The organism is Pseudomonas sp. NPDC087804, assembly GCF_044742965.1.
GTDB lineage: Bacteria > Pseudomonadota > Gammaproteobacteria > Pseudomonadales > Pseudomonadaceae > Aquipseudomonas > Aquipseudomonas rustica.
Window position 1 is genome coordinate 48,686 of sequence record NZ_JBIUVN010000033.1, and the last position, 6,647, is coordinate 55,332.

At 61.7% G+C, this 6,647-nt stretch carries 5 protein-coding genes; 4 read left to right on the top strand and 1 reads right to left on the bottom strand.

The window, feature by feature from the left end:
• The first annotated feature begins 2 nt into the window (after nt 1-2).
• Genes ACIOMO_RS25205 through ACIOMO_RS25220 form a run of 4 tightly spaced genes read left to right on the top strand, consistent with a single transcriptional unit; the run spans nt 3 to nt 4,358 of the window.
• Nucleotides 3-473, top strand: coding sequence for a (2Fe-2S)-binding protein (locus ACIOMO_RS25205; RefSeq protein ID WP_053122632.1), 471 nt, complete (start codon nt 3-5; stop codon nt 471-473).
• Nucleotides 470-2,791: a molybdopterin cofactor-binding domain-containing protein gene (locus tag ACIOMO_RS25210; RefSeq protein WP_401244180.1), complete on the top strand. Its 2,322-nt coding sequence runs from the start codon at nt 470-472 to the stop codon at nt 2,789-2,791. The genes ACIOMO_RS25205 and ACIOMO_RS25210 overlap by 4 nt, the downstream gene beginning before the upstream one ends.
• Complete coding sequence (locus ACIOMO_RS25215; protein WP_401244182.1) at nt 2,791-3,771, top strand: XdhC family protein; 981 nt, start codon at nt 2,791-2,793, stop codon at nt 3,769-3,771. The genes ACIOMO_RS25210 and ACIOMO_RS25215 overlap by 1 nt, the downstream gene beginning before the upstream one ends.
• Nucleotides 3,768-4,358 carry a nucleotidyltransferase family protein gene (locus tag ACIOMO_RS25220; RefSeq protein ID WP_400650833.1) on the top strand — a complete coding sequence of 197 codons (591 nt, stop codon included), beginning with the start codon at nt 3,768-3,770 and terminating at the stop codon, nt 4,356-4,358. The genes ACIOMO_RS25215 and ACIOMO_RS25220 overlap by 4 nt, the downstream gene beginning before the upstream one ends.
• A gap of 159 nt (nt 4,359-4,517) precedes the next feature.
• Here ACIOMO_RS25220 and ACIOMO_RS25225 read toward each other — a convergent pair.
• On the bottom strand, nt 4,518-6,647 hold a 2,130-nt coding region (locus ACIOMO_RS25225; protein ID WP_401244184.1), incomplete at its 5' end, for a ribonuclease E.

The window sequence follows — 6,647 nt, forward strand, 5'->3', positions numbered from 1 at the left end:
CCATGATTACCCTGAAACTCAATGGCCAGGATCATTCTCTCGACGTCACGGAGGACATGCCGCTGCTTTGGGCGATCCGCGACGTTGCCGGTTACAACGGCACCAAGTTCGGCTGCGGCATGGGCCTGTGTGGCGCGTGCACCATTCATATCGATGGCTTGCCGGCGCGCAGTTGCATCACGCCGATCGGCTCGGTGATCGGGCAGAACGTCACCACCATCGACAATCTGCATGCCGACCCGGTCGGGCAAGTCGTCCAGCAAGCCTGGCTCGACACGGCGGTCGCGCAGTGCGGTTTCTGTCAGGGCGGGCAAATCATGTCGGCCACCGCGTTGCTCAAAACCAATCCAAACCCGAGCGACGAGCAGATCGAAGAAGCCATGGTCGGCAACATCTGCCGCTGCGGCACTTATAACCGGATCAAAACCGCGATCCGCCAAGCCTCCACGCATTTGAAGGAGGCGAAAGCATGAGTCGCCTTCCGAATGATTTCGCCCTGAGCAATCTCAGTCGCCGCGGTTTCCTCAAAGGCGTCGGCGCGACGGGCGCGTTGGTGCTGGCCGCGAGTTGGGGTTGGCAGGATGCGCTGGCCGACGAGAAAGAAAAGAAATTCGGCGCTGACGGCATGCCCAACGGCTGGATCGATGACCCGAAAGTCTACGTGAGCATTGCCGCTGACGGCACGGTCACCGTGGTCTGCAACCGTTCGGAGATGGGGCAGGGCGTGCGCACCAGTCTGACCATGGTGGTTGCCGATGAACTGGACGCCGATTGGGCCAGGGTCAAAGTGCAGCAGGCGCCAGGCGATGAAGTGCGCTTCGGTAATCAGGACACCGACGGTTCGCGCAGCATGCGTCACTGGTACGAACCGATGCGGCGTTGCGGTGCTGCAGCGCGGACGATGCTTGAACAAGCGGCGGCCACGCAGTGGAAAGTACCGGTCGGCGAATGCCACGCGCAACTGCACAAAGTCATTCACAAGCCGTCTGGCCGTGAGCTGGGTTATGGCGAACTGGCCGCCGCCGCGAGTGCGTTGGCCGTGCCAGCGCGTGACAGCCTGCGACTCAAGCAACCATCGGAATTTCGCTACATCGGCAAGGAAGGCACCAAAGCCATCGATGGCGACGACATCGTCAACGGCCGCGCGGTGTACGGTGCCGACGTGCATTTCGACGGCATGGTTTACGCGACCATCGCCCGTCCGGCGGTGTATGGCGGCAAGGTCAAATCGCTGGATGACAGCGCTGCACTGAAAGTCCCCGGTGTGCTTAAAGTGATTCAGATTGAAGGCCGTCCACTGCCTTCGGAATTTCAACCACTGGGTGGCGTGGCGGTGGTGGCCAGCAATACTTGGGCTGCAATCAAGGGCCGCGAGGCGCTCAAAATCGAATGGGATGACGGCCCCAACGCCAGTTACGACTCGATCGCCTATCGCAAGGAGCTGGAAGCCGCCTCGCTGAAACCCGGCAAAGTGGTACGCAATACCGGCGATATCGACAAAGCATTGAGCGGCGCTGCCAGCACCCTCGAAGCTTCGTATTATTTGCCGCATCTGGCGCAGGCGCCGATGGAACCAATGGTCGCCATCGCTCGTTACAAGGACGGTGTCTGTGAGGCCTGGGCACCGAGTCAGGCGCCGCAGGTCACCCGCGAGCGTATTGCCGAGCGTCTCGGACTGCCGTTCGACAACGTCACCTTTAATGTCACGCTGCTTGGCGGCGGTTTCGGGCGCAAGTCGAAACCGGACTTCGTCGTTGAAGCGGCGATCCTCGCCAAAGAATTTCCCGGCAAAGCGGTGCGGGTGCAGTGGACGCGTGAAGATGACATCCACAATTCGTATTTCCACACCGTGTCCGCCGAATATTTGAAAGCAAGCGTCGGCAAGGACGGCATGCCGTCCGGCTGGTTGCATCGCACCGTGGCGCCGAGCATCACCGCGCTGTTCGCGCCGGGCATGAATCACGAAGCGGCGTTCGAGCTGGGCATGGGTTTCACCAACATGGCCTACGCCATTCCCAACGTACGCCTGGAAAACCCCGAGGCCACCGTGCACACGCGGGTCGGCTGGTATCGCTCGGTGTCGAACATTCCTCATGGTTTCGCCATCCAGAGTTTCGTCGATGAGCTGGCGCACAAGGCCGGTGAGGATCCACTCAAGTACCAGATCAAACTGCTTGGGCCTGATCGCCAGATTGACCCGCGCACCTTGAGCGAAGAGTGGAATTACGGCGAATCCCCCGAGCGTTATCCGATCGATACCGGGCGCATGCGCACCGTGCTGGAAACCGCTGCCAAAGCCGCCGGTTGGGGGCGTAAATTACCCAAGGGCCGTGGCTTGGGGCTGGCGGTGCATTACAGCTTCGTCACCTATGTGGCGGCGGTGATCGAAGTCGAGGTTAAAGACGATGGCACGCTGATCGTGCACAAAGCTGACATCGCCGTGGATTGCGGGCCGCAGATCAACCCTGAGCGGATTCGCTCGCAGTTCGAAGGCGCCTGCGTGATGGGCCTGGGTAACGCGGTGCTGGGTGAAATCAGCTTCAAGGACGGCAAGGTTCAGCAGGACAACTTCCATATGTACGAAGTGGCGCGCATGTCGCTGGCGCCGAAGGAGGTCGCAGTGCATCTGGTGACGCCGCCGGGCGATGTGCCGTTGGGCGGTGTCGGCGAACCGGGTGTGCCGCCGATTGCGCCGGCACTGTGCAATGCGATTTTTGCTGCCACGGGCAAGCGCATTCGTAACTTGCCCGTGCGTTATCAACTGCAGGATTGGCAGAAGGCGGACGCCTGATGGACAGTGTCGACCTCAACGTTCTGCGCAGCGTGCTCGAATGGCGCCGCGCCGGGCAGCGGGTGGTGTTGTTCAGCGTCGTGCAAACCTGGGGCACCGCGCCTCGGGCGCCCGGTGCGATGCTCGCCTTGCGCGAGGATGGCGTGGTGATCGGTTCGGTGTCGGGCGGTTGCGTCGAGGATGACTTGATCGCCCGCCTGCACGACGGGCGGATTGCCAGTGATGGGCCGCCGGTGCAACTGATCACCTACGGCGTGACCCGGGAGGAGGCGGCGCGGTTTGGCTTGCCCTGCGGAGGTACGCTGCGCCTGACCGAAGAGCGGGTTGGCGATCCGCAGTGGGTCGCCGACCTGCTCGCGCGTTGTGAAGCCCACGAAATCGTCGCCCGCGAACTGAATATCGAAACCGGTGAAGTGGTTTTGACAGCGGCGAGCAAAACCGATGCTCTGGAGTTCGACGGCAAGCTTCTGCGCGCGATTTACGGCCCGCGCTGGCGCTTGCTGTTGATCGGTGCCGGGCAATTGTCACGCTACGTGGCGGACATGGCGCGATTGCTGGATTTCGAAGTGCTGATCTGCGATCCGCGCACTGAGTTCGTTTATGGCTGGGAAGAGCAGCACGGTCGCTTCGTTAAGGGTATGCCGGACGAGGCGGTGTTGAACATTCAGACCGATGAGCGCACGGCGATTGTCGCGTTGACCCACGATCCGCGTCTGGATGACATGGCATTGCTGACCGCGCTGGATTCGCCGGCGTTTTATGTCGGCGCACTCGGCTCGCGGGTCAATAGTTTGAAGCGCCGGGAGAATCTGGCTCAGCTAGGCTTGTCGGTAGAGGCGATTGCTCGATTGCATGGGCCGATCGGTCTGCACATCGGCAGTCATTCGCCGGCGGAGATTGCCTTGTCTTTGCTCGCAGAGATTGTTGCGATCAAAAACGGCGTTGAGTTGAAGCAGAAGAAACCCGTGGAGGGCGCATGAGCCGAACCATTGGCGTGATTGTGTTGGCCGCAGGCGAGGGCAGTCGCTTTCGCAAAGTGGCGGGTGCGGACAAGGATAAGTTGCTCGCCGATTGCACCGGTCGCGATGGCGCGGTGCGCTCGGTGATCGAGCAGGTGCTGGTGAATCTGCCGGCGAGCCTCGACAAGCGTGTACTGGTCACGACGGAAGAACGACCGCAAGCGATGCGTATGGCTCAGGCGTATGGCTGTGAAGTTGTGACGATTGGCACGACCGGCATGGGCGACAGCATTGCGGCGGGCATCGCGACGTGCCCGCAAGCGGATGGCTGGCTGATTGTGCTGGGGGATATGCCGTTTATCTTACCGTCGAGTATTGAGCGGGTTGTTGCGGCGATGGCTGATGATGCGGTGAGCGTGCCGGTGCAGGACGGTGAGTTTGGGCATCCGGTGGGGTTTGGCCGGTCGTTTGGTGCGGGGTTGCTGGCGTTGAGCGGTGATCGTGGGGCTCGGCCTTTGTTCAAGCAGGGCAGGGTGGTTGAGGTGGCGGTGGATGATCCCGGGGTGTTGTGGGATATCGATGTGCCGGAGGCTTTGGTTTTTAAATAACAGCAAGATCAAAAGATCGCAGCCTTCGGCAGCTCCTACAGGGGAACGCATTACAAATTGTAGGAGCTGCCGAAGGCTGCGATCTCTTGATCTTTTAAATGGCATAAAAAAAGCCCCGCCAGGCTTTCACCGGGCGGGGCTTTTTTACAGCTTCAGGAATCAGACGAGGGGTTTAGGCTCGTGTTCTTTTTCCTGGGCTTCTTCGTGGTGCTCTGCTGCGTCTTGAACGGAGCGAGGCGCTTCAGCGATGACCGCTTCAACTACCGCTTGTTCAGCGACGACTTCAGCCACCGGAGCAGCAGCGGCAGCCTGTTCGGCTTCCTTCTGCAGGCGCTCTTCTTCACGCTTGCGACGACGCACTTCACGAGGATCGTTCGGTGCGCGACCGTTAGCAGCCAGAGCGCTGACCGGAGCCACTTCAGCCACCGGAGCACGAGCTTCGACAACTTCCGGCGCTTCGACGACTGGAGCTGGCTCAGCAGCAACCACTGGCTCGGCAGCTTTGGTCTCTTCAACCACTGGAGCTTCGGCAACAGGCGCTTCGTACGCTGGTGCTTCGAACACTGGCGTCTCAACAACCGGCGCTTCAACCACTGGCGCTGGTGTTTCAGCGACAACCGGCTCGGCTACCCAGTTGAAAGCGGTCTGCTCTTCGCGAACTTCACGCACGGTTTCGGTCACGGTTTCAGCGACGGTTTCAACCACCGGCTCAGCAACCACAACTGGAGCCGGCTCTACCTGAGGCAGCGTTTCTTGAACCGGAGCCACTTCGACTTCCGGAGCAGCAACCACTTCTACTGGAGTGGTCGCTTCAACAACCGGCGCTTCCACTGGAGCGGTTTCATGAACAGCAGCGGTGGCGCGTTCGGCTTGCTCAAAGGCCTGAGCTTCGGCCGGAGCGCTTATCACGCTGCTGGCAACGGCTGCGGTAACAGCCAGGCCGGCGGCCAGATCGGCAGTGCTTGGCTCTTCAGCGTTTTCGCCGGCTTCGGATTCTTCCGAACCTTCGATCACGTTGCCGTTGGCATCACGCTGACGCTCACGACGGTTGCTGCGACGACGCTGACCGCGCGAACGACGACGTGGGCGATCGCCTTCGGCGCTCTCCGAACCGTCTTCCGGCAGTTGCTCTTCGTTGGTGTTCACTTCTTCTTCAGCGACGGCAGCGGCGGCCTGTTCGGCGCGCGGTTGACGCTCTTCACGCGGCGGACGCGGTGCGCGCTCTTCGCGTGGCTGACGAACCGGACGCTCTTCAGCAGCCACCTCGGTGGTCACGGCAGGAGCGGCGTCGAGTGGCTCGCGCAGTTCACGTACACGTTCCTCACGCTCGCCACGTGGCTTGCGATCTTCACGCGGAGCGCGCGGTGCACGTTCTTCACGCGGCGCACGTGGCGCGCGTTCTTCACGAGCGGCTGGCGCTGCTTCGGTACGGGCTTCACGCGGCTCGCGAACTTCACGGGCTTCACGAGGCTGACGCTCTTCACGCGGCTCGCGTGGGGCGCGTTCTTCACGCGGTGCACGCTCTTCGCGCGGTTTGCGTTCTTCATCGCGGCGACCATTACGGTTGCGGCTCTGTTGACGACCGTTGCGACGCTCTTCGTTACGGGCTGGACGCTCGGCAGCCGGTTTTTCAACCACGGCTGGAGCAACTGGCTCTTCTTTGGTAGCGAACAGGCTGACCAGCGACTTCACCAGACCTTTGAACAGGCTTGGTTCTGGCGCGGCAGCCGGAGCCGGCGCGGCAGCAGCAGCAGGTGCGGCCACTTCGGTCGGCACCGGAGCGTTGGCGCGAGCCGGTGCAGTTTTGACCGCGGCTTCCTGGCGAACCAGGGTGCGGGTCGCGGCGGCTGGCTGAACTTCTTCAACTTCAGCAGCGGCGGCAGCGATTTCGTAGCTGGACTGGTTGGTCGCGGCTTCCGGGCTGTCGTCACGCAGGCGCTGAACTTCGAAGTGCGGCGTTTCGAGGTGATCGTTCGGCAGAATGACGATGCGAGCACGGGTGCGCAATTCGATCTTGGTGATCGAGTTGCGTTTTTCGTTGAGCAGGAACGCGGCCACCGGGATCGGCACTTGTGCGCGAACTTCGGCGGTGCGGTCTTTCAGGGCTTCTTCTTCGATCAGGCGCAGGATCGCCAGCGACAGCGATTCAACGTCACGAATGATGCCGGTGCCGTTGCAACGCGGGCAGACGATGCCGCTGCTTTCGCCCAGCGATGGACGCAGGCGCTGACGCGACATTTCCAGCAGGCCGAAGCGCGAGATGCGGCCGATCTGCACGCGAGCGCGGTC

What these genes read in the sequence shown, in the direction of transcription:
- ACIOMO_RS25205 (WP_053122632.1), top strand. Translation starts at nt 3, where the DNA reads ATGATTACCCTGAAACTCAATGGCCAGGATCATTCTCTCGACGTCACG.
- ACIOMO_RS25210 (WP_401244180.1), top strand. Translation starts at nt 470, where the DNA reads ATGAGTCGCCTTCCGAATGATTTCGCCCTGAGCAATCTCAGTCGCCGC.
- ACIOMO_RS25220 (WP_400650833.1), top strand. Translation starts at nt 3,768, where the DNA reads ATGAGCCGAACCATTGGCGTGATTGTGTTGGCCGCAGGCGAGGGCAGT.
- ACIOMO_RS25215 (WP_401244182.1), top strand. Translation starts at nt 2,791, where the DNA reads ATGGACAGTGTCGACCTCAACGTTCTGCGCAGCGTGCTCGAATGGCGC.